The 23,206-nt window shown below is 66.1% G+C and carries 25 protein-coding genes; 10 read left to right on the top strand and 15 right to left on the bottom strand.

The window, feature by feature from the left end; genetic code table 11:
- Positions 1-26: 26 nt before the first annotated feature.
- Entirely contained in the window at positions 27-701 is a 675-nt protein-coding gene (locus tag IB257_RS15680; RefSeq protein WP_119450660.1) for a hypothetical protein, read from the bottom strand.
- Between the two features lie 44 nt (positions 702-745).
- The gene (locus IB257_RS15675; RefSeq protein ID WP_119450659.1) at positions 746-1,210 is read right to left on the bottom strand and encodes a hypothetical protein; all 465 of its coding nucleotides are present in this window, start codon (positions 1,208-1,210) and stop codon (positions 746-748) included.
- Between the two features lie 454 nt (positions 1,211-1,664).
- Between IB257_RS15675 and IB257_RS15670 the strand changes: the two genes are divergently transcribed.
- On the top strand, positions 1,665-1,955 hold the full coding sequence (locus IB257_RS15670; protein ID WP_054457800.1) for an antibiotic biosynthesis monooxygenase: 291 nt from the start codon (positions 1,665-1,667) through the stop codon (positions 1,953-1,955).
- Positions 1,956-1,985: 30 nt separating this feature from the next.
- On the opposite strand, the gene IB257_RS15665 is transcribed toward IB257_RS15670, so the two are convergent.
- The 6 genes from IB257_RS15665 to IB257_RS15640 all read right to left on the bottom strand — a co-directional run bounded on the left by IB257_RS15665 (position 1,986) and on the right by IB257_RS15640 (position 6,752).
- Positions 1,986-2,345: a nucleotide pyrophosphohydrolase gene (locus IB257_RS15665; RefSeq protein WP_054457801.1), complete on the bottom strand. Its 360-nt coding sequence runs from the start codon at positions 2,343-2,345 to the stop codon at positions 1,986-1,988.
- An 8-nt stretch (positions 2,346-2,353) separates the two neighbouring features.
- The gene (locus IB257_RS15660; RefSeq protein ID WP_119450657.1) at positions 2,354-2,971 is read right to left on the bottom strand and encodes a PolC-type DNA polymerase III; all 618 of its coding nucleotides are present in this window, start codon (positions 2,969-2,971) and stop codon (positions 2,354-2,356) included.
- Positions 2,972-2,975: 4 nt separating this feature from the next.
- Entirely contained in the window at positions 2,976-3,200 is a 225-nt protein-coding gene (locus IB257_RS15655; RefSeq protein WP_054457802.1) for a DUF1653 domain-containing protein, read from the bottom strand.
- 104 nt (positions 3,201-3,304) lie between these two features.
- Complete coding sequence (locus tag IB257_RS15650) at positions 3,305-4,741, bottom strand: methyl-accepting chemotaxis protein (protein WP_192492524.1); 1,437 nt, start codon at positions 4,739-4,741, stop codon at positions 3,305-3,307.
- Positions 4,742-4,922: 181 nt separating this feature from the next.
- Positions 4,923-5,633: a glutathione S-transferase gene (locus tag IB257_RS15645; RefSeq protein ID WP_054457804.1), complete on the bottom strand. Its 711-nt coding sequence runs from the start codon at positions 5,631-5,633 to the stop codon at positions 4,923-4,925.
- A gap of 63 nt (positions 5,634-5,696) precedes the next feature.
- A complete protein-coding gene (locus IB257_RS15640; RefSeq protein WP_225588912.1) occupies positions 5,697-6,752 on the bottom strand; it encodes a GlxA family transcriptional regulator in 1,056 nt (351 codons plus the stop codon).
- A 152-nt stretch (positions 6,753-6,904) separates the two neighbouring features.
- Here IB257_RS15640 and IB257_RS15635 point away from each other — a divergent pair, with 152 nt between their 5' ends.
- Genes IB257_RS15635 through IB257_RS15615 form a run of 5 tightly spaced genes read left to right on the top strand, consistent with a single transcriptional unit; the run spans position 6,905 to position 11,703 of the window.
- Positions 6,905-7,957: an ABC transporter substrate-binding protein gene (locus IB257_RS15635; RefSeq protein WP_054457805.1), complete on the top strand. Its 1,053-nt coding sequence runs from the start codon at positions 6,905-6,907 to the stop codon at positions 7,955-7,957.
- Between the two features lie 13 nt (positions 7,958-7,970).
- A complete protein-coding gene (locus IB257_RS15630) occupies positions 7,971-9,020 on the top strand; it encodes an ABC transporter ATP-binding protein (RefSeq protein ID WP_054457806.1) in 1,050 nt (349 codons plus the stop codon).
- Positions 9,017-9,865, top strand: a complete 849-nt coding sequence (locus IB257_RS15625) for an ABC transporter permease (RefSeq protein ID WP_054457807.1) — start codon at positions 9,017-9,019, stop codon at positions 9,863-9,865. Before IB257_RS15630 ends, IB257_RS15625 begins: the two co-directional genes overlap by 4 nt.
- Entirely contained in the window at positions 9,862-10,653 is a 792-nt protein-coding gene (locus IB257_RS15620; protein WP_054457808.1) for an ABC transporter permease, read from the top strand. Before IB257_RS15625 ends, IB257_RS15620 begins: the two co-directional genes overlap by 4 nt.
- 36 nt (positions 10,654-10,689) lie before the next feature.
- Entirely contained in the window at positions 10,690-11,703 is a 1,014-nt protein-coding gene (locus IB257_RS15615) for a proline racemase family protein (RefSeq protein WP_192492522.1), read from the top strand.
- Positions 11,704-11,760: 57 nt separating this feature from the next.
- Here IB257_RS15615 and IB257_RS15610 read toward each other — a convergent pair whose 3' ends face one another.
- Genes IB257_RS15610 through IB257_RS15595 form a run of 4 tightly spaced genes read right to left on the bottom strand, consistent with a single transcriptional unit; the run spans position 11,761 to position 16,046 of the window.
- Positions 11,761-13,359 carry a GMC family oxidoreductase gene (locus IB257_RS15610; RefSeq protein ID WP_192492521.1) on the bottom strand — a complete coding sequence of 533 codons (1,599 nt, stop codon included), beginning with the start codon at positions 13,357-13,359 and terminating at the stop codon, positions 11,761-11,763.
- Positions 13,360-13,364: 5 nt separating this feature from the next.
- Positions 13,365-14,186, bottom strand: coding sequence for a shikimate dehydrogenase (locus tag IB257_RS15605; RefSeq protein ID WP_192492520.1), 822 nt, complete (start codon positions 14,184-14,186; stop codon positions 13,365-13,367).
- Positions 14,187-14,201: 15 nt separating this feature from the next.
- A complete protein-coding gene (locus IB257_RS15600) occupies positions 14,202-15,188 on the bottom strand; it encodes a transketolase family protein (protein ID WP_192354063.1) in 987 nt (328 codons plus the stop codon).
- Complete coding sequence (locus IB257_RS15595; RefSeq protein WP_119450650.1) at positions 15,189-16,046, bottom strand: transketolase; 858 nt, start codon at positions 16,044-16,046, stop codon at positions 15,189-15,191.
- Positions 16,047-16,173: 127 nt separating this feature from the next.
- On the opposite strand from IB257_RS15595, the gene IB257_RS15590 reads away from it, so the two are divergent.
- A complete protein-coding gene (locus IB257_RS15590) occupies positions 16,174-16,878 on the top strand; it encodes a GntR family transcriptional regulator (protein ID WP_054457814.1) in 705 nt (234 codons plus the stop codon).
- Positions 16,879-16,899: 21 nt separating this feature from the next.
- A complete protein-coding gene (locus IB257_RS15585; RefSeq protein WP_119450649.1) occupies positions 16,900-17,970 on the top strand; it encodes a glycerol dehydrogenase in 1,071 nt (356 codons plus the stop codon).
- A gap of 39 nt (positions 17,971-18,009) precedes the next feature.
- Here the strand turns inward: IB257_RS15585 and IB257_RS15580 are convergent, their stop codons facing one another.
- Genes IB257_RS15580 through IB257_RS15570 form a run of 3 tightly spaced genes read right to left on the bottom strand, consistent with a single transcriptional unit; the run spans position 18,010 to position 20,676 of the window.
- The gene (locus tag IB257_RS15580) at positions 18,010-18,945 is read right to left on the bottom strand and encodes a 3-keto-5-aminohexanoate cleavage protein (protein ID WP_054457816.1); all 936 of its coding nucleotides are present in this window, start codon (positions 18,943-18,945) and stop codon (positions 18,010-18,012) included.
- Positions 18,938-19,894, bottom strand: a complete 957-nt coding sequence (locus IB257_RS15575; protein WP_054457817.1) for a 3-hydroxyacyl-CoA dehydrogenase — start codon at positions 19,892-19,894, stop codon at positions 18,938-18,940. The genes IB257_RS15580 and IB257_RS15575 overlap by 8 nt, the downstream gene beginning before the upstream one ends.
- Positions 19,894-20,676 (bottom strand): SDR family oxidoreductase, encoded by a 783-nt coding sequence (locus tag IB257_RS15570; protein ID WP_054457818.1) that lies wholly within the window; start codon positions 20,674-20,676, stop codon positions 19,894-19,896. Before IB257_RS15570 ends, IB257_RS15575 begins: the two co-directional genes overlap by 1 nt.
- Before the next feature lie 325 nt (positions 20,677-21,001).
- Between IB257_RS15570 and IB257_RS15565 the strand changes: the two genes are divergently transcribed.
- Entirely contained in the window at positions 21,002-22,201 is a 1,200-nt protein-coding gene (locus tag IB257_RS15565; protein ID WP_013395477.1) for an ABC transporter substrate-binding protein, read from the top strand.
- Between the two features lie 118 nt (positions 22,202-22,319).
- Positions 22,320-23,186 (top strand): branched-chain amino acid ABC transporter permease, encoded by an 867-nt coding sequence (locus IB257_RS15560; RefSeq protein ID WP_054457820.1) that lies wholly within the window; start codon positions 22,320-22,322, stop codon positions 23,184-23,186.
- Positions 23,187-23,206: the final 20 nt, after the last annotated feature.

The following is a 23,206-nucleotide window of genomic DNA, read 5'->3' as shown; positions in this document are numbered from 1 at the left end:
CCCGCCGGGACGAGCGGGCCCCAGCATCAGCCCGGCGTGTACAGATCGGTATAGGTTCGGTTGCGCAGCGGCGGCGACGCCAGCGCGGCGCTCTGCACGCTGCGCACCGGATAGGCTTGCGCCTCGGGCGCAGGAGGCGCGGGCGGCACAGGCCGGTCAGCCAGGACCGGGCCGCCGGCAGGCGGCGCCGCCTGCGCGACCGCATTGCTGTCGAAGCGGTGATCCGCTGTCGTCAACGCGGGATTGGTGCACAGCCCCTGCGCCACCAGCGCCGCCTTGGTGCGATCGTCGGTCTGGCACAGGATGTCGATGGCCGCGGTCTCCAGACGGCGCGAACGGTCCGCATCCCTGGTCGAGGCGGCCGCCTGCATGGTTCGCTCGAAGTTGCGCCGCAGGCTGCACTTCTGGTCCTCGATCGGGATCGCTATGTTCATGCCGAAGCCGACAACGGCGCCGCCTCCGCCCGCCGAAACCATGCAGCTGTCGGACGAGAAAGAACCGTAGAAACTTTGTCCGCCCAGCGGCGGCACGCTGCGCAGCGTGCTGGACCCGCTGTTGCTGGAGTTGAGCGTGATGCCCTGATTGTTGCCGGCGTTGGTCGATCCCGAGGATGCCGATGTCGTCGCGCTGGAACTGCTGGTCTGGGCGCTGGCGGACACCGCCGCCAGCGACAGGGAAATGGCAAGCACTATGGTCTTCATGATGTCCCCTCGCCCGGACGGCCGAAGCCGTCCGGATAACTGGGTCAGTGATTGAAACCGCCGACATGGCCCACCGGGCCGATGCCGTGTATCGACCCGAACGCACCCACATTCACCGCATGGAACGAACCCGTCGCCGAAGCGCTGGTGTCAGTCTGGGCAAACGTGGCGCTGCCGTTAGCGATGCTGTCGCCCACCATGATGGGCGCGTTGCCCGAGACATGGCCGTACGAATCGCTATTGGCGTACTGGCGCGTGCTGGTGACCACTTGCGTGCCATCGCGGCTGAAGCTGCCGCCCACTTCCGCAACGCCGCCTGTCATGCCGAACGACACCTGGGTGGATGAACCGTAGCCATTGATCTGGGTGGCGGCCACGGAGCTGCCCGTGGAGATGGATGACGCGGTGCCATTGATTGCGCCCGCGTGACCCGTGATTGAGCCACCAGGGTCCGCATAGGCCGAGACAGCGAACAAGGACAACGCGGCGACTGCCATGAGCTTTTTCATTTCAGCTCCTCCTGCTCCGTGCATGCACGGATTCACGATTACCGGCGACCGACCGGCGCGGACCGTTACCGCTCAGCGCCACGCCTGGACAATGACGAAAGGCGTGGGACTTTCGTATTGGTACGGAATGATTGCTCCGTCCTAGGCAAGTCGATATCGCCTAAACGGGCGACCGAGTCCCGATGGACGACACCAAGCTGTAAAACAATCGGCCAGATTTGCGGCGATCTTGCGCGGCGGCCGTGCGTATGGACGAGGGAAACGGCGCAAGCCACGCGGCGCGCGCGCCCGGGTTCAACTTTATGGATGGGAATGAGGGTGGCCGCCTCGGGCAATTTCCCTAACGCGCACAACGGAAGCGGCAGGGTCCGCAGCACGCCCGGCGCGGGAATTTCAGCGATACTACGGCGGCCGGCCGGGCGCTACCCGGCCTCATCTGTTTGGAGACCAGACCATGATCCAGGAGATTGCCAGCATCCATGTCCGCGAAGGACAGGAAGCGTTGTTCGAGGCGGGCGTCGCGCAAGCGAAACCGTTGTTCTTGCGGGCCCGCGGCTGCCACGGCATGGAGCTGTACCGCAGCATCGAACAGCCGCAGCGCTACACGCTGGTCGTGGCTTGGGAAACCGTAGAGAACCACATGGTGGATTTCCGCGAATCCAGCGATTTCCAGGAATGGCGCAAGCTGGTGGCGGGCTTTTTCGTCGAACCGCCCCAGGTGCATCACGAGCAAAAAGTGCTCTGAGGCGGCCAGCCTGGCCGCGCCGCGCGCGAGTCAGGACTGTTCAGGCGGATCGTCGTACTTGCGCGCGCTGCCGCGAAACCGATCCGCCGGATATTTCCGCGCATTCTTGACCATCTTGGCCGCGACCGCGTCGGCGATATCGATGCCGAGCTGGTCCGCCAGGGCCACCAGGTACATCTGCACGTCCGCGATTTCGTCCGCGGCGTCCGCCAGCTTCTCGGGCGGCATCTTGCGCGACTCGGCCTCGCTCAGCCACTGGAACAGGGATACGAGTTCGCCCGCCTCTCCGGCCAGCGCCATCGCCAGGTTCTTGGGCGTATGAAAGGGCTGCCACTCCCGCTCTTCGGTAAACCGGCGCACGGCCAGCCGGATATGTTCCAGGTCGGACATCGAAACTCCTAGCCCGCGGCCAGGCGGGAGCTTGCCGCCAGCGCCACGGCCACGGTGGTGCGCACGTCTGCCAGCGCGCGGTGGGTGGGATCCGAGGCGCCGACATGGCGCGCCAGGATTTCCAGCTTGTGCGAGGGCAGCTCCGGCCATGCGCGCCGCGCCAGCGCCAGCGTGCAATGGGTCGAGTTGGCGAACGGCAGGCCGGTCTGGTCCGCCGCCGCGCCCAGGAAGCGCCGGTCAAACGAAGCATTATGGAAAAACACCGGCAGGTCTTCCACGAAATCCAGGAAGGAGGAAAACGCCTGCGCCACCGGCACGCCGTCTCGGTCGACTTCCGCCTGCGTGATGCCGGTCAGGCGGCTGATGAAGGACGGCACCGGTCCGCGCGTGCGCACGACCTGCGTGTACTCCCGCTCAAGCGCGCCTGCCGCGCCCACGCGCACCGCCGCGAACTCCAGGATCTCGCAGGTGGCGGTGGACAGGCCGGTGGTTTCCAAGTCGGCGACGATGAACGGGCCGCGCAATGCCTGCAACGCGGCCGCCAGCGCCTCACTGCCGGCCTTTGCGCCCGTTGCGCGGGCAGGCGCAGCGCCGCTTGCGCGCGGCCGCCGGTAATAGAACGCCACGGCCCTACTCCACCGGCCGCAAGGGCGCGAAGCGGGGCGTGCCGTCGGGCAGCTGACCGAAGAACATATCGGCCGGACGCACCCACAAGCCGCGCTCGTGAGGCCACAGGTGTTCATAGACCACCAGGGACTCCTCGGTTTCGGAGTGGCGGGCGGTGCCCACATAAAGGTAGAGGCCGCCCTTGTAATGGCGGTGCGAGGCGAGAGCCAGTGCTTCGGATTCGGTCATGGTTGGTGGCCGCAAATGGCGCGGCCCGGGCGGAGGGTTCCTGCCCGGGCCTGCGGGTTCAGATCAATACCGTCTTTATAGCGCATCGGCCCGGCGGCGCCGGCTCAGTAGCGCACGTATTGCCGCTCGGCCTGCGGCTGCAACGGTCCATTGGCGGCCGGCCTGGCCCGCAGAGCGGGGGCCATGGGCCTGACCGCGGCGGTGGGCGGCGCGGTGCGCGCAGGCTCTCCTGCCCGCTGCGTGATGTCCTCGGTGACCTCGCCGAGCCTGGCGGACTGGGCCAGCGACACCTCCACCACCTCCGCCATGATTTCAGTCACGCGGCGCGACGATGCGACGATATCGTCCATGGTCGAGCCTGCCGACTGGACCTGGCGCGCGCCGCTCTCGACCTGCTGCACCGACGAAGTGATCAGGTCCTTGATCTCCTTGGCCGCCGCCGCGCTGTTCTGCGCCAGGCTGCGGACCTCGGCCGCGACCACGGCGAAGCCCTTGCCGTGCGAGCCGGCGCGCGCGGCCTCGACGGCGGCGTTCAGCGCCAGGATGTTGGTCTGGAAGGCGATGCCGTCCATGACCCCGATGATTTCCGAAATGCGGCGTGAACTCTGGGTGATGCCGCCCATGGTCTGCACCACTTCCTGCACCGTATGGCCGCCCTGCTCGGCCACGCGACAGGCGTCCAACGCCAGCGTATTGGCCTGGCCCGCGCGTTCGGCGTTTTCGGTCAGTCCCTGGACCGCGACACGCAAGGTCTGGGCGGCGGTAAAGCGCCGCGTGATGTCGGTGGCGTACTTGACGACCTTGACCGGCCGGCCCTCGGCATCGAAGATCGGGTTGTAGCTGGCTTCGATCCAGACCTGGCGGCCGCCCTTGCCGATGCGCAGGTACTGCCCGGTGTCATGCTCGCCGTTGCGCAGCCTGCGCCAGAACTCCTTGTATGCCTCGCCGCGCGCCTCCTCGGGCGGGACGAACATGCTGTGATGACGTCCCTGGATTTCGTCCGCGCGATAGCCCACCGCGCCCAGGAACAGATCGTTGGCGCGGATGATGGTGCCGTCGAGTTCGAACTCGATGATGGCCTGGACCTTGGAGATCGCCGCCAACTGGCCTTCCACGTCCGCCTGCCGCTGCTGCTGCGCGGTGATGTCGACGGCGTACTTGACCACTTTGACCAGCCGATCATGGCGGTCGTAGATCGGGTTGTACGAGGCTTGCAGCCAGACGTCGCTGCCATCCTTGCGGATGCGGCGGTAGCGCCCCGCATCGCGGCCCCCCTGCCGCAACCGGTTCCAGAATTCCGCGTAGGCGGCCGATGCGCGCTCCGCCGGGTCGACGAACATGCGGTGGTGCTGCCCCGCGATCTCGTCCAGCGCGTAGCCCATGGTGTCCAGGAAGTTCGAATTCGCCGCCAGCACGTGGCCGTCCAGGTCGAACTCGATGACGGCCTGGGCGTTGTGGATCGCAGCGATCTGCCCGAGCATGTCTGCCTTCTGCATGCCACGGTCCCGGCGTAGCAGTTGGCTGAGAGTGATCCATTTCATCTTGACGTCTCCTGCCCGGCGTCCGGGTGGTTTGAAGCCGTTCGACCTATCTGCCGCGAGACAAATGGAAATATTTATCTAACAATTTGCAAATATTTAATCTTAAAAATGAGCGGGTCTCAAGATTTTCAAGACACCATCAAAAAAATAGGGATTCAGCAACACCAGGGTTTATCCGGACTCAAGCCGCGTCCAATTCGCGATATTGGCGGAAAATCCCCTCCCCGAAAGGCAGGCGCCTGCCGCTGTCGAAGTAGGACTGCAATTCCGCCAGCGCCGCCACGCGCGCATGCAACGCCATGACGTTCGGATAACGCACGGCCAGGGTCGCCATGCGTTTCGGAAAGGCGTAGAGCAGGCCGTCCACGAGATGGAACAACGACAGGTCCACATAGGTCCAGCGCTTGCCGCCCGCCAGCCAGGCCTGCGGCCCGCCCAACACCAGTTCGAAGTAGCCCAGGAATTTGGGCATGCGCTCTTCGCGGAAGCAGCGCGCCCGGCGCGCGGCCTCGGTCTTCTGGTCTTCGTAGTACTCGCTGGCGGATATCGGATGATGCGTGTCGTGCGCTTCGGCCACCATGTCGGCGATGGTGAGCTGAAGCTGGTTCACCCACAGCCGCCCTTCCAGCGAGTCCGGCGCCAGGCCGTGCTTTTCGCCCAGGAACAGGAGGATGTTGGCGGTCTGCCCCAGCGTCATCTTGCCCGCGACCAGATATGGCGGCGCGAACGGCGGATGCTTGCGCGCCGAACTCAGGTCCGCCACCAGCGTGCCTTCGTCCGCGCCGGGCTGGCGTGCGCATTCGCGATACGGAATGCCGCCGGCCTCCAGGGCCAGGCGCACGAACTCGCCGCGTCCGGGGATGCCGTCCCAGTACCAAAGGTCATAGGTCATGTCGTCTCCTTCCGTTGATAAGCCCAAGGGCCTGCCGGCGCCGGAACGAGCCGTGCAGACGCCTCAGGCGGGAAACACGCTGACTCCGCCGTCGCGGCCGGCGGCCTGCTGATACTGGCGCGGCGACTGGCCGAAATGCGCGCGGAAATCGCGCGAGAAATGCGCGCCATCCGCAAACCCGCAGTCCAGCGCGATCTGCGTGATGCTGCTGGGATTGTTCAAGAGCAGCCAGCTGCCGTATTCCAGCCGCAATTGCCGCTGGAACGCCATCGGCGACATGCCAGTGGCCAGGCGGAAGGCGCGCTCCAGCTGCCTGCGCCCGACGCCGACGTAGCGCGCAATCGCATCCAGCGGCGGCGGGTTGTCGATACGCTGCTCGATGAAGTGCGCGGCCTGGCGCACGCGCAGATCCTGGATGCCCGACAGGTCCGTGTGGAAATGCGCCTGCGGCACCCGCCCCGGGCGCACGCCTTGCAGCATCATGTGCCGCATCGCCTGCTGGGCCTTGTCGCGCCCGCAATGCCGGGCCACCAGGTACAGCCCCAGGTCGATCGCGGCCGTGGAGCCTGCGCACGAAATCAGGTCGCCTTCATCCACGAACAGCCGGTCCACCACCGCCCGCGTCTGCGGAAAACGTTCGCGAAAGGTGTCCAGCACATTCCAGTGTACGCAGACCGTGCGCGGCCCGATGACGTCGGCCTGCGCCAGCGCGAAGGTGCCGGTGCAGATGCCCAAGAGCCGCACGCGCTGCGCCGCCGCCAGTTGCAGCCAGTCGCGCAGGGGGTCGGGCAGGCGGCCGTTGAAGTAGTCGTTACCGCCGCAAACCGCTATGTAGTCGAACTGGGCCGGGTCTTCGGGCAGGCCATCGGCCACGTCTATGGTCAGGCCCGCGCTGGAGCAGCGCGGCTTGCCGTCCCAGCTCATGACGCGCCATGCAGTATGGATCTGGCGGCTGCGTCCACCGTGGTCGCCCGCCAGCCGCAACACGTCCACCAATCCGGCAAAGGCGGCCAGCGTGAACTGGTCCAGCAGCACGATACCCACGGTCAGTGCGGGTTTCCCCTGAGGCAGGGCGCTGCACTCACCGTCATAGGAGAAAGACGGCGTCGAGGCGGGCATAGCGGTTTCCATGTCGCAATTATTCAAGTTTTTGTCCCAGGCCTTCAAGCTGGTTTTCCCGGGGATCGCCCAAGATGCACCTATGGCTCCGTCCCGCAGCGCCCGCCGGCGCAGGCAGACCGGACCCGATAAATCGACAAGGGGAATCCGACATGGCAACACCTACCCGCCGCGCGCTGCGCGCCGCATTGCTGGGAGCCGGACTGCTGGCCGCCGGCCAGGCGCTGGCCCAGCAGCAGAAGATCACCGTCGCCTGGTACGGCGGCAACTGGGGCGACGCGTTCCGCGCCTGCGTGGCCGAGCCCTACACCAAGGCCACCGGCGTGACTGTGGTGCCCGAAGTGGGCACGTCCACCACCACGCTGGCCAAGCTGCAGCAGCAGAAGGGCGCGCCCACCATAGACGTGGCGTGGATGGACGGCGGCATCAGCGAACTGGCCGCGGAAGCCGGCGTGCTGGACGCATTGGATCCCGCCGGCATTCCCAATCTGAAGAACGTCATCGACCAGGGCGTGTACCGCAATGGCGACAGCGCCTACGCGGTCAGCACCGGCTACTACTCGCTGGGCATCGCCTACAACACCAAGGAAGTGCCTCAGGCGCCCGCCAGCTGGAAGGACTTGTGGAAGCCCGAGTATGCCGGCGCGGTCGCCATTCCTTCGCCGGCGAACTCGTCGGGCGTGCCGTTCATCTTCTTCCTGGCGCGGGTGTTCTCTGTCGATCCTTCCAACCTGGCGCCGCTGTACGCCAAGCTTGCGTCGCTGGACACGGCCTTGTTCTTCGACAGCTCGGGCGCCGCCACCAACGCCTACCAGAGCGGCGAGGCCATCATCGGCGCGCACTTCAACGTGGGCGCCTGGGATCTGATCGACAAGGGACTGCCCATCGGCTTCGCCGTGCCCAAGGAAGGCGCCTGGGCCACGGATGCGCGCCTGCATCTGGTGAAGAACGCGCCGAACAAGGCGGCCGCGCAGAAGTTCATCGACACCGCGCTCACGCCGGATGCCGCCGCCTGCCTGGCCACGCGCCTGTACCTGGGCCCCGCCGTCAAGGATGTGCAGGTGCCGAAGGACGTGGCGCGCAAGCTGCCCTGGGGCGCGGACGGCTCGGTCAAGAACCTGAGCCTGTTCGACTGGAACCTCATCAACAGCCGCCGCGCCGAGGTCACGGACGCCTGGAACCGCCAGGTTGCCCGCAAGCGCTAGACCGGGATAGAACATGTCCGCTTTGCTTACCATTGAAGGCGTGTCGATGCGCTTTGGCGCCTATCAGGCGCTGGACCGCATCGATCTGGAGATCCAACAGGGAGAGTTCGTGGCCCTGCTTGGTCCCAGCGGCTGCGGCAAGACCACCCTGCTGCGTTCGATCGCCGGATTCCTCAGGCCCGAATCGGGCCGCATCCTGATTGAAGGCCAGGACATCAGCCGCCTGGCCGCGCACCATCGGCCGCTGAACACGGTGTTCCAGAACTATGCGCTGTTTCCGCACATGAACGTGCTGGAAAACGTGGCCTATGGCCCGCGGCGCCAGGGCGCGTCGAAGCAGGAAGCGGCCGGGCGCGCCCGGTCGGCGCTGGACATGGTGGGCCTGGCGGACTTCGGTCCGCGCTATCCCCGCGAAATGTCCGGCGGCCAGCAGCAGCGCGTGGCGCTGGCGCGCGCCATCGTGAACCAGCCCAAGCTGCTGTTGCTGGACGAACCGCTGTCGGCGCTGGACCTGAAGCTGCGCAAGCGCATGCAGCTGGAACTCAAGCACCTGCAGGCCAAGCTGGGCATCGCCTTCATCTTCGTCACGCACGACCAGGAAGAAGCCATGACCATGGCCGACCGGGTGGTGGTCATGCATGCGGGCAAGATCGAACAGGTGGGCGGCGGGACCGAGATCTACCGGCATCCCGCCACCCGCTTCGTGGCCGAGTTCATCGGCGACGCCAACTTCATGCCGTACACCGCCAACGGCGATGTGCTGCAGCTGGATGCCCAGGGACTGCGCGTGCCGTTCCCGGGCAAGGCCGCGCCCGCGCGCGGCGTGGCGGTGTTGCGGCCCGAGGATCTGCGCCTGGCCGATGAATCGGCGGCGCTTGCGCTGAACGGCACGGTCACCGACGTCATCAACGTGGGCAGCCACTGCATGATCCACGTGGACATCGGCGGACAGGTCCTGGTGGCGCGCCACGGCGGCATTGCGCCGTCGGGGCTGGGCCCGGGCGCCGCGGCGCGCCTGGCTTTCGCGCCGGAACACCTGCACCTGATCGGTGAACGGCCATGAACGCGCGCGCCTGGCGTTCGCCTGGCCTGCTGCTGGCGGCTCCCGTGCTGTTCTTCGCGGCCTTCTTCCTGGCGCCGCTGGCGGTGGTGGCGCTGGCCAGCATCACCGGCGGCGCCGATGGTTTGACCCTGACTCCGCAGCAATACCTGCGCGTGCTGGGCGACCAGTACCACTGGGACGTGATCCTGGTGACCTTCCGGCTGGCGTTCTTCACCACGGTCGCCTGCGTGATCCTGGGCTATCCGCTGGCCTGGTATCTGGTACGCGTGGTGCGCTGGCAGGCCTGGCGGCGCTTCTGCGTGATCCTGCTGGTGGTGCCGCTGTTCACCAGCAATATCGTGCGCGCCTTCGGCTGGATGGTGCTGCTGGGCCGCAACGGGCTGGTCAACCAGGCCCTGGTGGGCGCGGGCATCGCCGACCGTCCGATGCGTTTCATCGGCACCGAGCTGGGCATCCTGATCGGCATGGTCTACGTGCTGCTGCCCTTCGTGGTGCTGGCGGTGGGCAATGCGCTGGCGCGGGTCGATCCCGCCTGCGAGCAGGCTTCGGCCGACCTGGGCGCAAGTCCCACGGCGACCTTCTTCCACATCACCTGGCCGCTGACCCTGCCCGGCGTGGTGTCCGGCGCCATCATGGTCTTCACCCTGGCCGTCAGCGCCTACGTGACGCCTGCGCTGCTGTCGGGGGGACGTGTGTCGGTGCTGTCGATGCTGATCTTCCAGCAGTACAGCACGGTGTTCGACTTCCATTACGGCGGCGCGCTGAGCATGGTGCTGCTGGTGTTCACCCTGATCCTGGTGGCGCTTGCCAACCGCGCCGCCGTCCTGCCGGGAGCCGCGCGATGATCGCCCGCAACCTGATCCGCCTGGTCGCCCTGGGGGTACTGGCCTACCTGGCCCTGCCGCTGGTGGTGATCCTGGGTTCCTCGTTCACGTCCACGCCCTACCTGGCGTTTCCGCCCAAGGGCTTCACGCTGGAGTGGTACCGCACGCTGCTGATCGAGGCCGGCTACGTCGCCGCGTTCACGACCAGCACGGTGCTGGCGCTGGCGGCCACGGCCGCGGCCGTGCTGCTGACGGTGCCGGCCGCGCTGGCGGTGGCGCGCTACGAGTTCCCGGGCAAGGCCGCGCTGACCTCGGTGCTGATGTCGCCGCTGGTGCTGCCGCACATCGTGCTGGGCGCGGCGCTGCTGCAATACGGCGCGTACTTCGGCCTGACGCGCAGCTTCCTGTCCCTGCTGATCGGGCACATCGTCATCATCGCGCCCTTCGTGCTGCGGTCCACGCTGACCCTGCTGACGCCGGAGCAGCGCGCGCTGGAAGAAGCCTCGGCCGACCTGGGCGCGAACCCGTGGACGACCTTCTTCCTGGTGGTGCTGCCGCAGATCCGTCCAGGCATCGTCACCGGTTCGATCTTCGCGTTCATCTCTTCCTGGATCAACGTGGAGCTGTCGATTTTCAACACCACGGCGGACTTGAACACCATCCCCGTGAAGCTCTTCAACTACGTGCAATACACGATAGATCCGACCATCGCAGCCGTATCGGGCGCCACGATCGTGGTTGCGGTGATCGCCATCGTCATCCTGGATTTGACCGTCGGGCTGGACATGCTGTCCGAACGCGGCAAGTAACCTTTCTTCCCTACCCTACTGTCTGGAGCCACAGTCATGCGCAAGCAAGACGCGTTCGATGTCATCTATACCCATACCGAAGGCGAGCCCCTGTGCATCGTGCATAGCGGCATCCCCTACCCCGCCGGCTCCACCATCCTGGAGAAGCGCGCCTTCCTGGAGCAGAACTACGACTGGCTGCGCAAGGCGCTGATGCGCGAGCCGCGCGGCCACAAGGACATGTTCGGCGTGTTCCTCACGCCGCCGTCCAGCCCCGAATACGACGCGGGCCTGATCTACATCGACGGCACCGAGTATTCGCACATGTGCGGCCACGGCACCATCGCGGTCAGCATGGCCATGGTGGCCAACGGCCTGGTGCCCCGCGGCAAGGACTGCATCACCAAGATCCGCTTTGAAACCACCGCCGGCCTGGTCGTGTCGGAAGTGGCTTCCGAGGGCGACAACGTGCTGTGGACGCGCTTCGAGAACGTGCCTGCCTACGTGGCCGCGCAGGACATTCCGGTGGAATTGCCCGGCTACGGCAAGCTGTCGGCCGACATCGTCTGGGGCGGCAATTACTTCGGCATCGTCGACCTGTCGGGCTGCGACCTGCGCATCTCGCCGGACAACGGCACGGAGCTGTCGCGCATGGGCCTGATCGTGCGCGACCAGCTCAATGCCCGCCACCGCATCCAGCACCCGACCGAGGCCCACATCAACAACCTGAACTTCATCACCTTCTGGCACCAGCCGACCATCGAAGGCGCGTTCTACAAGAACGTGCACGTTTTCAGCGCCGGCCAGCTGGACCGTTCGCCCGGCGGCACCGGCACCAGCGCGATGATGGCCATGTTCGAAGCGCGCGGCAAGATGGGCTTGAACCAGCCGATCAAGTCGGAAGGCCTGCTGGGCAGCGGCGTGTTCGAAGGCTGCCTGCTGGGCGAGGTGGACCTGAACGGCACCCGCGCCGTGCGTCCCACGGTCAAGGGCACGGCCAGCATCCTGGGCACGGCGCGCTGGGTGATCGACAAGAACGACCCCGTCGGCGCCGGCTTCCTCATCCGCTGAAGTGCAAAGGCGCACGGACCGGTTGGCCCCGTGCGCCTTTTTCCAATGAGGGTACGGCTAGGCCTGCGCCGCGTCCTCCAGGATCATCTCGGCCCCCCGCTCGGCCACCATCATGACAGCGCCCTGCGTATTGCCGGACACCATCTTCGGCATCACCGAGGCATCCACCACGCGCAGGCCGGACAGGCCGTTCACGCGCAAGCGCACGTCAGTGACGGCTGCGGCATCGGAACCCATGCGGCAGGTGCCTATGGGGTGGTAGATGGTCTGGCCGTTGTGCCGCGCGAAGTCCAGCCATTCGTCGTAGCTGTCCACCGCCGCGCCGGGGCTGATCTCCGATTCGACATAGCGCCGCATGGCCGGCTGGCCGACGATGCGCCGGGCCGCCAGCATGCCGCCCACCAGGCTGTCACGGTCCACCTGGGCCGACAGGAAGTTGGGCCGGATCGCCGGCCCCGCCTGCGGGTCCGCGGACTTGATGTGGATGGATCCGACCGACTCGGGCCGCAGCTGCGCCACGCCTATCGTCATGCCAGGATGCCGGTCGAGGATGCGTTCGGCCGCGTTGGCGTAGCTGGCGTGCACGAAGAAGTACTGCACGTCGGGCGTCGGCAGGTCCGGCGCGCTTTTCACGAAGCCGTGCACCAGTCCCGTGCCCAGGGTCAGGATGCCCTTGTGGCTGGCGTAGTAGCGCGCCACCTGCTGCGCCAGACGCCACCCACGCGACATCTCGTTCAGCGTCACCGTGCCTTTCACTCGCCAGTTCATGCGCGTGGCAAAGTGGTCGATATAGTTTTCACCGACCTGCGGCTGCGCCAGCACCGGTGCGATGCCGAACGCTTGCAGCAAGGCGGGATTGCCTACGCCGGACAGCTCCAGCAGTTGCGGCGACTGCACCGCGCCCATGCACAGCAGCGTCTCGCGCCGCGCGCGCACGATGTGCTCCTGTCCATTCTTGCGGTAGGCCACGCCCACGCAGCGCTTGCCCTCGAACACCAGCCGCGTCACGTGCGCGCCGCATTCTACGGTGAGATTCTTGCGGCCGGAAGCGGGTTTCAGGTAGCCGTCCACCACGCTCCAGCGCCTGCCCCGGTGCTGCAGCACCTGGTAGTAGCCCACGCCCTCCTGGCTGCCGCCGTTGTAGTCGGGATTCAATGGCTGGCCGTCTTCCTGCGCCGCCTGTAGGAAGGCGTCCGATATGGGAAAGCGTTCGGCGACTTCTTCCAGATGCATGGGACCGTTCTTGCCGCGGCTGGCGTCGCCGGGTTCGTAGCATTCGATCTTGCGGAAGATGCGCTCGGCCTGGCTGTAGCCCCAGCCGGTGGCGCCCGCGGCCTCCCAGCCGTCGTAATCCTGCGGCTGGCCTCGGACGTAGATCATGCCGTTGATCAACGTCGACCCGCCCACGCCCTTGCCGCGCGGCACGGCGATGGTGCGGCCATGGACGTTGTCTTCCGGCTCGGTGGCGAAGCGCCAGTTGTATTCCGGGTTCACCAGCAGCTTGGAAAAGCCCGCCGGAATCGAGATCCACATGCTGCGGGCTTCATGCCCGGCCTCCAGCATCAACACGCGGTACTTGCCGTCGGCGCTCAGGCGGTTGGCCAGGATGCAGCCCGCCGTGCCGCCCCCGGCAATGATGAAGTCGTAGTCGCTCATACCCGTCAGCGTCCTGCGCCGGCCGGCTGGTCCGCCGCCACGCCCAGCATCTGCGCCATCAGCTCGATCTGGCAGGCCAGCATCGGCGCGCCGTAGTGCACCTTGCAGCCGCGAGCCTGCGCCGCCAACAGCAAGGCCGTGTCCTTGGGTTGCATGATGACTTCGCAGACCAGTTGGTCCGGCGTCATGCGGCTGGCGTCCAGCGGCAAGGCATCGTCCGGCTTCATGCCCAGCGAAGTGCCGTTGACCACCAGGTCATGCCCCGAGGGGTCGGCCGTACCCACATCGATCCGGGCGCCGGGATGCAGCGACAGGATGCGCGCCTTCAGATCCTCGGCCTTGGCCGTGGTGCGATTGGCGATGGTCAGCCGCGACACGCCGGCCTGGACCAGCGCGAAACCGATAGCGTTGGCCGCGCCGCCCGCCCCCGCCAGATAGGCGCTCTTGCCCTGCGGCGACACGCCCGCGCTTTGCAGGCCGCGCACGAATCCCTCGCCGTCCAGCATGTGCGCCACCAGCTTGCCGTCGGCCTCGCGGCGCACCACGTTGGCCGCGCCGATCTTGCGCGCCACGGGGGTGGCGTCGTCCACCAGGTCCAGTATCGCGGTCTTGTGCGGCACCGTGACGATGACGCCGCCCAGGTTCTCCAGCCGCCGCAGCCCGGCGACCACCTCCGCCAGGTTGTCCGGCCGGGCGTGGAACGGCACGCACACGCCGTCGAAGCCGATGGCGGCGAAATGCTCGTTCATGCGCTGCGGCGTCTTCACGTGGTGGATGGGATCGGCCAGGATGCCGAACAGGCGCGTGGTGCCGGTGATTTCCTTCATGTCTGTCTCCATGTCTCAGGGCCGGAGCGTGGCGCGCGCGACGTCGGCGATGCCGTCCGCGTCCAGCTTGTAGTGCGCATACAGGGTGGTGGGCGGCGCGATCAGGCTGTATTCATCGTAGACGCCATGGCGGCGCAGGCGCGTGCCTGTGCCCGCGTCGGCCAGCACCTCGGCCACGGCCGAGCCCAGCCCGCCCAGCACGTTGTGCTCTTCCACCGTCATCAGCACGCGGGACTTGCCTGCCGCGGCCAGCACGGCGTCGCGGTCCAGGGGCTTGATAGTGGGCATGTCTATCACGCCCACCGACAATCCTTCACCGCGCAGCTGCTCGGCGGCGGCCAGGGCCGCGTGCACGGTGATGCCGCAGGCGATGATGTTCAGGTCCGAGCCGCTGGAATGGACGATGGCGCGGCCGAACTCGAACGGCACGCCATCTTCGTAAACCTGCGGGTCGCGGCCGCGGCCGATGCGGAAGTAGATCGGCTCGGGCCAGTCCACCGATGCCTTGATGGCGGATGCCAGCTGCGGACCGTCGGCAGGCGAAACCACCGTCAGGCCCGCCAGCGCCCGCATCGTCGAGATATCTTCGGTGGCGTGGTGCGAGGTGCCGTAAAAGCCCAGGCTGATGCCGGTGTGGTGGCCGATCAGGCGCACGGGCAGCTTGGTATACGCCACGTCCATGCGGATCTGTTCGCAGCACAGAAGACCCAGGAAGGACGCGAAGGTCGCGACGAAGGGCATCATGCCCGTGGTCGCCAGGCCTGCCGCGGCCGACACCATGTTCTGCTCGGAAATGCCGAACTGCACATAGCGGTCGGGATAGGCCTGGGCAAAACGGTTCAGGCCGTTGGAGTACTGCAGGTCGGCCGAACCCGCGACCACCGGATGGCCGGCCGCAGCCAATTCGATCAGCGCGTCGGAAAGATAGGACAGCCCGGGGTTCACCGCGTTCAGTGCGCGGTACTGCCAGGAATCGGGAGAGAGAACTTGTGCCTGTGCCATTCAGATCTCGCGGGAAAGGATTTCTTCGACGGCGCTTTGCGCATCTTGCGGCGCCAGGTAGCCCAGGTGCCAGCCCGGCTCGGTTTCCATGTAGGAGACGCCCTTGCCCTTGATGGTCTTTGCGATCACGCAGGCCGGCCTGGCGCGCGATTCGTCCGCGCGCAGGCGGCGCAGCAAGGCGGTCAGTTCCGCCAGGTCATGGCCGTCCACTTCGTGCACCTCCCAACCAAAGGCCTGCCATTTTTCCTTCAGCGATTCCACGCCCATGACGTCGTCGACCTTGCCGTCCAGCTGGTAGCCGTTGCGGTCGATGATGGCGACCAGGCGCGACAGGCGGTTGTGGGCGGCAAAGAGCGCCGCCTCCCAGACCTGGCCTTCCTGCATCTCGCCATCGCCCAGCAGCACGAAGACGTTGAAGTCGCGCCCGCTCATGCGCCCGCCCACCGCCATGCCCACGCCATTGGACAAGGCATGGCCGATGGAACCCGAGCTGAAATCCACGCCCGGCACCTTGCTCATGTCGGGATGGTCCCCCAGCGGGCTGCCCAGGCGCGTGTAGCCGTCCAGCAGTTCGCGGGCAATGAAGCCATGGTCGGCCAACACCGGGAACAGGCCCACCGCCGCATGGCCCTTGCCCATCAGGAAGCGGTCGCGGTCGGGCCACTGAGGCTCGCCCGGACGCAGCCGCATCACGTCGTAGTACAGCGCGGCGAAGATTTCCGCGCACGAGAACACCGAGCTGTAATGCCCGACCTTGGCGATCTCGATCAACCTGATGGTCTCCAGCCGGATGTGGCGGGCCTTTTCCCGCAGCAGCCCGACCTCCCCTTCGGTGGGGACCTCCCTGTCACTCCTCATGGCGCTTCCTTTTCGCTGTTAGGATATATGATATATAATATACCCATCGCGCTCGAATTTGCCATGGCGGGATAGAATTCATCCCGAATCCACCCGCCCCCATCAATACAGCAAGCCTGAGCCTGTCATGTCCAGCCTTAAACCGGTCAAGAAAGAGAACCTCTCCGTCAGGGTCTACAACGAAATCCGCAATGCCCTGATCAACGGGCAGTACGAACCCGGCGAACGCCTGATCATTGGCGAACTGGCCCAGGAAATGGGCGTCTCCATCACGCCTGTACGCGAGGCCATCTTCCGGCTGATCAGCGAGCAAGGCCTGGAAATGCAGGCGGCCACCGCGGTCTACGTGCCTTACGTCAATTCGGAAAAGCTGCGTGAAATCCAGCAGATCCGCTTCCACCTGGAAGGCATGGGCGCGGCCGAGGCCGCCCAGCACATCACGCGCAAGCAACTGGACAACCTGATCGCGCTGCAGCGGGACTTCATCTCCTGCACCGCCAGCGATCCCAAGCGCGCCAGCTACCTGAACCGCAAATTCCACTTCGCCATCCTGGAAGCCAGCAACAAGCCCATCCTGCGCGCCACGGTGGAATCGTTCTGGGTGATCACCGGCCCCATCCTCAAGGTGTTCCACGTCAAGACCTCGGGCCTGGACTATTCGCAGAACGAGCACCGCCACGAAGCGGTACTGGAAGCCCTGGAAGCGCGCGACTCCGAAGCCGCCAGGCAAGCCATCCAGGCCGATCTGGTCTGGGGCGGCAAGATCATGATCGACTGGCTGGTCGAGCGCGAAAAGGAACTCGACTACCGCCCCCCTGCTGCCCGCAAATAGGCAAACCCGAAGGAAAATCCGATGCTGAAGATTTTTGGCGCGCCCAGCCGCTACATCCAGGGCGCCGGCGCCCTGGACACCCTGGGACAGTACGCAGCCCTGTTCGGCCGCCGCGCGGCCCTGGTCATCGACAGTTACGTGCATGGCGTGCTGGGGCCAAGAATCGAAGCCTTGTGCGCGGCGCAAAACGTGTCGCTGATACCGCTGATGGTCGAAGGCGACCTGACGCCGGCCGCGATCACGCAATTGCGCGCGCAGGCCGCGCCGGCCGGCATCGACATGGTCATCGCGGTGGGCGGCGGCAAGGCGCTGGACGCGGGCAAGGCGGTGGCCAAGTCCTCGCACTGCCATCTCATCACCGTGCCGACCGTCGCGTCCAACGACGCGCCGACCAGCAAGAACTACGTCCTGTACGACGCCCATCACAACCTCCTGGCGGTGGAGCACATGTTGTTCAACCCCACCATCGTGCTGGTCGATACCGCCGTCATCGCCACCGCGCCGGCGAATTTCTTTCTCGCCGGGCTGGGCGACGCGGTCTCGAAGAAATTCGAGGCAGAGCAATGCGGCCGCAACGGCGGCCGCAACATGTATGACGGCGCGCCGCCTCTCACCGCCCAGTTCATCGCCGACGGCTGCCTGCGCACCCTGCTGGCCGACGGCGCGGATGCCGTGGCGGTTGCCGGCAGCGGCCAGCCTACGCCGGCCTTTGAACGCGTGGTGGAAGCGATGATCCTCATGAGCGGCCTCGGTTTCGAAAGCGGCGGCCTGTCCATCGCCCACGCGCTGACGCGCGGACTGCCCAAGATCAGCGGCGTGGCGAGCGCCCCGCATGGCCTGCAGGTGGCGGTCGGCCTGCTGGTGCAGTTGGACCTGGAAAGCCGGACGGACGGCATGCTGGACGAGCTGACCCGCTGGTATGCCCTGGTGGGCCTGCCCACCACCTTGCGCGAACTGGGTGCGGCCGACATGCCGGACGACGCGGAACTGCGGCTGGCTGCGGAGCTGAGCCTGAAGGCCCGCCACGCCGCCAACTTCGACCGCGCGCTCGACACCGACACGCTGGCTGCCGCGCTGCGCCGCCGCGCCTGACGCGACAAGGAGCCGGATAGCGGCCGGCCCCTGGCCGCATCAGAACGCCACGTTGTCCTTGCCCTTCAAGTCCAGCTTGGCGCGCGCTTCTGCGGGCGTGGCGATTTCCAGGTTCAACGCCTCCAGGATGGTGCGGATGCGCTCCACCTGCACCTGATTGGATTGCGCCATCTCGCCCGGGCCGATCCACAGCGAATCCTCCAGCCCCACCCGCACGTTCGAGCCCATGGCCGCGCCTATGGTGGCCAGCGGGATCTGGCCGCGGCCGGCGCCCAGGATCGACCACTCATAGTCGTTGCCGAACAAGCGGTCGGCCGTGCGCTTCATGTGCATCAGGTCTTCGGGGTGCGGGCCGATGCCGCCGAGGATGCCGAATACCGACTGGATGAAGGGCGGCGACTTGACCAGGCCGCGGTCCACGAAATGGGCCAGGTTGTACAGGTGGCTGATGTCGTAGCACTCGAACTCGAAGCGGGTGCCGTTGGCGTTGCCCAGTGCGAGGATCGATTCGATGTCCTGGTAGGTATTGCGAAACACCAGCGAGCGGCTGTTCTCCAGATGCTCGCGCTCCCAGTCGTGCTTGAACTCCTTGAAGCGGCCCAGCATGGGGTACAGGCCGAAGTTCATGGACCCCATGTTCAGGGACGCCAGTTCCGGCTTGAAGGTGGTGGCCGGGCGCATGCGCTCTTCCACCGTCATATGCGGGCTGCCGCCGGTGGTGATGTTGATGATGGCGTCCGTTTCCCGCTTGATCCGCTCCAGGAAGGGCTTGAACAGCGCCGGATCCTGCGACGGCTTGCCGGTCTGCGGATCGCGCGCATGCAGGTGCAGCACCGCCGCGCCCGCCTTGGCCGCGCCGATGGCAGCCTCCGCGATCTCGTCGGCGGTTACCGGCAGGTGCGGCGACATGCTGGGCGTGTGGATGGCGCCCGTCACGGCGCAAGTGATGATGACTTTCTGCTTGGGCTTAGCCATTGTTGTCTCCGTTGTCCTGTTTATGGCGCATGAGGCGCATCAGTTTTTCATCGCGCCAGAAGCGGCGCTTGGCAAGATCTTCCTGCGGCAGCAAGCCGCGGCGTTCCTCCGACAGCGCTTCGACCAGCGCGCCGTCCCAGGCGACGGGTTCGCCCTGGGTCGCGCCGATGGACTGGTACAGCCCGCCGTAGCGCGCGCAATAGTCGGCGATGCCGCCCGGCGCGTTGAGGTCTATGGTTTCGAACGGCCCCATGAACGACCAGCGCAGGCCCAGGCCGTCCTTCACCGTGGCGTCGATGTCCTCGGCGCTGGCGATGCCCGCGCTGGCCAGGCGGAACGCCTCGTGCAGCAGCGCGCCCTGCAGGCGGTTGAGGATGAAGCCTTCGATTTCGCGCCGCACCAGCACCGGCTTCTGGCCGATGCCGGCCATGACGGCGCGGGCGGAATCGACGGCCTGCGGGCTGGTCCAGGGTGCGGGGCACAGTTCCACCACCGGGATCAGGTACGGCGGATTCACCGGGTGCGCCACCAGGCAGCGGTGGCGCCCGGCCAGGTGCCCGGTGAATTCGCTGGCGGGGATGCTGGACGTGGAACTGCCGATGATCGCGTCGGGTTCGGCCGCCGCGTCCAGTTCGGCAAACAGCGCCCGCTTGATCTCGACGTTTTCGGGCGAGTTCTCCTGGATGTAGCTGGCGCCCTTCAAGGCATCGGCCAGGTTGCTTGCCACATGGACGCGCCCGCCTATGGCCTCGGCGTCCTGCAGCAAGCCCTGGGCTTCAAGTTCGCGCAGCTGCTGCAGGATCAGGCCGCGGGCTTCGGCCAGCATTGCGGCGTTGACGTCATACAGGCGCACTTCCCAGCCCATGCGGGCGAACACGATGGCCCAGCCCTGGCCGATCAGGCCGGTTCCGATGATGGCGGCGCGCTGCGCCTTGGACCCGGCGTCCATCAGTAAAGCTTCTGTGTGAAGCCGTCCACCACGATGGCCTGCCCCGAGACGCTGCGGGCGGCCTCGCTGGCGTTGAACAGCACCATGTTGGCGATATCGCGCGCCGTGACCATGCGGCCCAGCGCGGCCTGGTTCTCGTACTGCGCGGCAATCTCCTCCACCGGACGGCCCAGCGTATCCGCCTTCGCCGCGATCACGGCGCGGATGCGCGGCCCTTCCACCGCGCCCGGCAGGATGGCGTTGACGCGGATGCCATAGGGACCCAGTTCGATGGCCAGGGATTTGGTGAAGCCAATCACTGCCCACTTCGAGGCGGAATAAACCGAGCGCCCGGCAAAGCCCAGATGGCCGGCCGCGGACGACAGGTTGATCATCACGCCGGCCTTGGACTCCTTGAGCAGGCCGATGGCCTGGCGCGCGCACAGGAACTGTCCGGTGATGTTCACGGCCAGCGTGCGGTCCCAGTCCGCCTTGGACAGGGTTTCGACGTAGCCAGTGGGACCGGCCACGCCGGCGTTGTTGACCAGGATGTCCAGGCCGCCCAGCTTGGCGCGGACCTGATCGAACAGCGCGGCGACGCTGTCTTCGTCCGAGACGTCGGCCAGGGCCGCATGCACGCCAGGCAATTCGGCCGGCAGCGCGGCCAAGCGCTCCTGGTTCACATCGCATACGAACACGGAGGCGCCGGCATGGCGGAACACCTTCGCCATCTCCAGGCCCAGCCCGTCCGCGCCGGCGGTGATGAGCACCTTTTTCCCGGCGAAATCCACTTCCTCGAACATGCCTCTGTCTCCTGATTCTTATGAAAAACGGCCGATTGATGATATACGATATATGAAAAAAACTGCCAGCTTATGACGTTTATTGCAACCGGGCCGTACATCGAAAAGTGTCATCCCGAAGTAGCAAAAGCACCTGGATTTGCTCGACGTCAGCCCGCTAAGTCTTTATTCATGCGGCTTTAGGGAATTCCCCGATTCGGCGGGTTACGGCCCCCACTAGAATCCAAGGCGGGGTTTGCTACCCGCCCGGCCGATATATCATATATTCAAAAAAACGGACCAAACAAGAAAGTCCGCATCCCATACCGACAAAGGAGCGTAGACAGTGTTCAAGTTCAACAAAATTGCTTTGGCGCTGGGCGTATGCGGCGCGCTGGCAAGCGGCACCGCAGCGGCCGACATGAAGGTAGGCGCCCTCTTCCCGTTCAGCGGCGCGCTCGCGCTCCTGGGACAAGAGAGCTATCGCGGCCTGGAGCTGGCCGTCAATGAAATCAACGCCGCGGGCGGGGTCAACGGCGAGAAGATCGAAATCATCAAGGCCGACGCCGTCGATCCGACGCAAGCCGTGTCGGAAACCAAGCGCCTGATTTCCTCCAACGTGGTCGGCGTGTTCGGCAGCTACGCTTCCGGCATTTCCTACGCGGCCTCGCCCGTGACCGAGCTGGCCGGCGTGCCCTATTTCGAACTGGGCGCCACCGCGCACAAGATCACCACCCGCGGCTACAAGTACCTGTTCCGCAGCAACCCCAACACCGCGCTGTACGGCGTGTCGGTGGTCAACGCGCTGCACGACACCATCGCGCCGGGCATGGGGCTGAACCCCAAGGACATCAAGATCGGCATCATCCACGAGGACGGCCCCTACGGCACCGACGTGGCCGCCACCGAGAAAAAACGCGCGCAGGAACTGGGCTATACGGTCGCGGAAGTGCTGCCGTACTCGGCCAAGACCGTCGACCTGTCCTCGTTGATCCTGCGCCTGAAGGGCGCCAAGGTCGACGTGGTGCTGCAGACGGCCTACCAGAACGACGCCATCCTGTTCTTCAGCCAGGCGCGCGCCGCGGGCTTCAAGCCCAAGGTCGTGATCGGCGCGGGCGGCGGCTATTCGCTGGCGGACACGGCCAAGGCCGTGGGCGCCGACATGAACGGCGTGTTCGACCTGGACTTCCCGCAATCCTCCATCAATCCCGCAGGCGCGCCCGGCCTGGACAAGTTCCTCGAAGCCTACAAGGCCACCTACAAGAGCGATCCCCAATCCGGCCACAGCCTGACCAACTACGTCGGCGCCAAGGCCTTCTTCGAAGCCATCGGCAACGCCAAGTCCACGGATAAGGACAAGATCCGCGCCGCCGTCCTGGCCTACAAAAAGCCGGCCGGCCAGACCGCCAACGGCTGGGCCTTCGACTTCGGCGAAGACGGCCAGAACAATGCATCCACGTTCTACGTGATGCAGTGGCAGGACGGCAAGCTGGTCACCATCGCGCCCAGCAACCTCGCACTCGGCAAGCCGGTCTTCAAGAAATAAGCGCCACGCCAGTGCTCAGGCGCTCGGGGGCGCCTGACGTATCCCGGGGTCCGCGCGCCCCGGTCCGGCCGACAACACGGCCGGGCCGGGGCCGCTACCCGCTCTAAGAGGTTGCAACATGGAACTATTCATTCAACTGGTCATCAACGGCCTGTTGCTGGGCGGCGCGTACACCATCATCAGCCTGGGGCTGACGCTGATCTTCGGCGTGGTGCGCGTCGTGAACTTCGCGCACGGCGAGTTCCTGATGATAGGCATGTACATGGTCTATCTGATCGCGGCGCAATTCGGCGTGCACCCCTATGCCGGCCTGGTGCCCGTCGCCGTCATCCTGTTCGCGCTGGGCGCGCTGACGCAGAAAGGCATCATCCAGCCGCTGCTCAACGCCGACCAGCATATCCAGATCTTCGCCACGGTGGGCGTGTCCACCATCCTGCTGAATCTCGCCCTGGTCATATTCGGCGCCAACGTCTATCGCGCGCCGGTGGAACTGGGCACGAACGCCATCGACATCGGCCCCTATTCGATGGTGACCGGGCAGCTCGTCACCTTCGTGATCGGCCTGACCCTGGCGGTGCTGCTGCACCTGTTCATGCACCGCACCTACCTGGGCCGCGCGCTGCGGGCCGTGGCGCAGCACCGCTACGCCGCCACCCTGATGGGCGTGAACGTCAACAACGTCTACGCCATCGCCTTCGGCCTGGGCACGGCCTTTGTCGGCATCGCCGCCGGCCTGCTGGCGCCGCAGTATCCGGTGTTTCCCACCGTGGGCACGTACTTCGTGCTGACGGCCTTCGTGATCGTGGTGCTGGGCGGCCTGGGCAGCCTGTACGGCGCGGTGGCCGGCTCCATGATCATCGGCATCGTGGACACGCTGGCTGGCTTCTACATCGCCCCCGACCTGAAAGAGGTCGTCTATTTCGGGATCTTCCTCTTGATCCTGGTGCTGCGTCCGAACGGCCTGTTCGGCGTCGGCACAGAGTGATCAGAGCAACAAGGAGCGAG

The organism is Achromobacter sp. ACM03, from assembly GCF_014851665.1.
Classification (GTDB): domain Bacteria; phylum Pseudomonadota; class Gammaproteobacteria; order Burkholderiales; family Burkholderiaceae_B; genus Achromobacter; species Achromobacter aegrifaciens.
Note: the sequence above shows the minus strand (reverse complement) of the source record. Positions and strands in the feature narration are given on the sequence as shown.

What these genes read in the sequence shown, in the direction of transcription:
- IB257_RS15580 (WP_054457816.1), bottom strand. Translation starts at nt 18,945, where the DNA reads ATGGCTAAGCCCAAGCAGAAAGTCATCATCACTTGCGCCGTGACGGGC.
- IB257_RS15650 (WP_192492524.1), bottom strand. Translation starts at nt 4,741, where the DNA reads ATGAAATGGATCACTCTCAGCCAACTGCTACGCCGGGACCGTGGCATG.
- IB257_RS15595 (WP_119450650.1), bottom strand. Translation starts at nt 16,046, where the DNA reads ATGAGGAGTGACAGGGAGGTCCCCACCGAAGGGGAGGTCGGGCTGCTG.
- IB257_RS15635 (WP_054457805.1), top strand. Translation starts at nt 6,905, where the DNA reads ATGGCAACACCTACCCGCCGCGCGCTGCGCGCCGCATTGCTGGGAGCC.
- IB257_RS15590 (WP_054457814.1), top strand. Translation starts at nt 16,174, where the DNA reads ATGTCCAGCCTTAAACCGGTCAAGAAAGAGAACCTCTCCGTCAGGGTC.
- IB257_RS15670 (WP_054457800.1), top strand. Translation starts at nt 1,665, where the DNA reads ATGATCCAGGAGATTGCCAGCATCCATGTCCGCGAAGGACAGGAAGCG.
- IB257_RS15615 (WP_192492522.1), top strand. Translation starts at nt 10,690, where the DNA reads ATGCGCAAGCAAGACGCGTTCGATGTCATCTATACCCATACCGAAGGC.
- IB257_RS15610 (WP_192492521.1), bottom strand. Translation starts at nt 13,359, where the DNA reads ATGAGCGACTACGACTTCATCATTGCCGGGGGCGGCACGGCGGGCTGC.
- IB257_RS15675 (WP_119450659.1), bottom strand. Translation starts at nt 1,210, where the DNA reads ATGAAAAAGCTCATGGCAGTCGCCGCGTTGTCCTTGTTCGCTGTCTCG.
- IB257_RS15665 (WP_054457801.1), bottom strand. Translation starts at nt 2,345, where the DNA reads ATGTCCGACCTGGAACATATCCGGCTGGCCGTGCGCCGGTTTACCGAA.
- IB257_RS15575 (WP_054457817.1), bottom strand. Translation starts at nt 19,894, where the DNA reads ATGGACGCCGGGTCCAAGGCGCAGCGCGCCGCCATCATCGGAACCGGC.
- IB257_RS15655 (WP_054457802.1), bottom strand. Translation starts at nt 3,200, where the DNA reads ATGACCGAATCCGAAGCACTGGCTCTCGCCTCGCACCGCCATTACAAG.
- IB257_RS15600 (WP_192354063.1), bottom strand. Translation starts at nt 15,188, where the DNA reads ATGGCACAGGCACAAGTTCTCTCTCCCGATTCCTGGCAGTACCGCGCA.
- IB257_RS15625 (WP_054457807.1), top strand. Translation starts at nt 9,017, where the DNA reads ATGAACGCGCGCGCCTGGCGTTCGCCTGGCCTGCTGCTGGCGGCTCCC.
- IB257_RS15645 (WP_054457804.1), bottom strand. Translation starts at nt 5,633, where the DNA reads ATGACCTATGACCTTTGGTACTGGGACGGCATCCCCGGACGCGGCGAG.
- IB257_RS15630 (WP_054457806.1), top strand. Translation starts at nt 7,971, where the DNA reads ATGTCCGCTTTGCTTACCATTGAAGGCGTGTCGATGCGCTTTGGCGCC.
- IB257_RS15560 (WP_054457820.1), top strand. Translation starts at nt 22,320, where the DNA reads ATGGAACTATTCATTCAACTGGTCATCAACGGCCTGTTGCTGGGCGGC.
- IB257_RS15585 (WP_119450649.1), top strand. Translation starts at nt 16,900, where the DNA reads ATGCTGAAGATTTTTGGCGCGCCCAGCCGCTACATCCAGGGCGCCGGC.
- IB257_RS15605 (WP_192492520.1), bottom strand. Translation starts at nt 14,186, where the DNA reads ATGAAGGAAATCACCGGCACCACGCGCCTGTTCGGCATCCTGGCCGAT.
- IB257_RS15680 (WP_119450660.1), bottom strand. Translation starts at nt 701, where the DNA reads ATGAAGACCATAGTGCTTGCCATTTCCCTGTCGCTGGCGGCGGTGTCC.
- IB257_RS15640 (WP_225588912.1), bottom strand. Translation starts at nt 6,752, where the DNA reads ATGCCCGCCTCGACGCCGTCTTTCTCCTATGACGGTGAGTGCAGCGCC.
- IB257_RS15620 (WP_054457808.1), top strand. Translation starts at nt 9,862, where the DNA reads ATGATCGCCCGCAACCTGATCCGCCTGGTCGCCCTGGGGGTACTGGCC.
- IB257_RS15570 (WP_054457818.1), bottom strand. Translation starts at nt 20,676, where the DNA reads ATGTTCGAGGAAGTGGATTTCGCCGGGAAAAAGGTGCTCATCACCGCC.